The organism is Methanoculleus sp. DTU007 (genome assembly GCF_001512385.1).
Taxonomy (GTDB): domain Archaea; phylum Halobacteriota; class Methanomicrobia; order Methanomicrobiales; family Methanoculleaceae; genus Methanoculleus; species Methanoculleus thermophilus.
Genome location: NZ_LFRO01000048.1, coordinates 1,340 through 2,097, shown reverse-complemented (window position 1 = coordinate 2,097; position 758 = coordinate 1,340). Strand labels below are relative to the sequence as shown.

At 65.7% G+C, this 758-nt stretch carries 1 protein-coding gene; it reads right to left on the bottom strand.

The genetic code is table 11. The annotated features are described in order from the left end of the window. Window positions 1-758 (bottom strand): ABC transporter substrate-binding protein (locus ACI94_RS05570; RefSeq protein ID WP_286681192.1); only part of this gene is annotated, 758 nt, incomplete at both ends.

Genomic DNA, 758 nt, shown 5'->3' with positions numbered 1-758 from the left:
GCCTCTTTTGCAACGTCGGCATGTGCCGTGCCGAGGCCGGCCGCGACGTTCTCTGCGTTCACCCAGGCAAACGGCGGGTAGGCGGGCTCTGTCGAGATGATCCCGTGGGCGCCGGCATAGGAGACCCCGCCGACATAGACAGTCTTTCGTTCATCCTCGGGGATGTCGCCGGTCCGGGTTTCGAGGTCGGCGATCGTCGCTTCGATGTAGGCGATCACCTCTTCCGCCCGCTCTTCCTTCCCGATGACCCTGCCCATCACCCGGAGCCCTTCGTACATCTCTGCCTTCTCGGCGTCGTTTCGGAGCGAGCCGNNGAACGCCACGACCGGGATCCCGGTCCTCTCTTGGAGTTTGTCGGCCTCGGCGGCACTTGTGGCGTATGCCGTCCCGGAAGACCCGGTCTTGAAGATGACCTCCGGCCCGATCCCCAGGATCTTTTCGGGGTCGTCCTTGCCCCGGAACTCGCCGATCAGGGGAAGACCCTTGAACTGTGCGCCGTAAGCGAGGGCGTAGGGGCGGCCTTCGATGGCCTGATCTTTCTTCTCGATATCATCGACGCCGACGACGAGGTCCTGGCCCTGCAGGTAGACGAGGTAGCGCAGGCACCCGGAGCCAGAGCAGACGACGCTCTCTGGTGGCGACGGGACGGCGACGGTCCGGCCGAAGCCATCGGTGACCGTGTTCGTCTCCCCGACGCCGCTTTGTGCGGCCTCGGTGCCGGTGCACCCGGCGGTGAAGGTCGCAAGAACGAGGGCCGC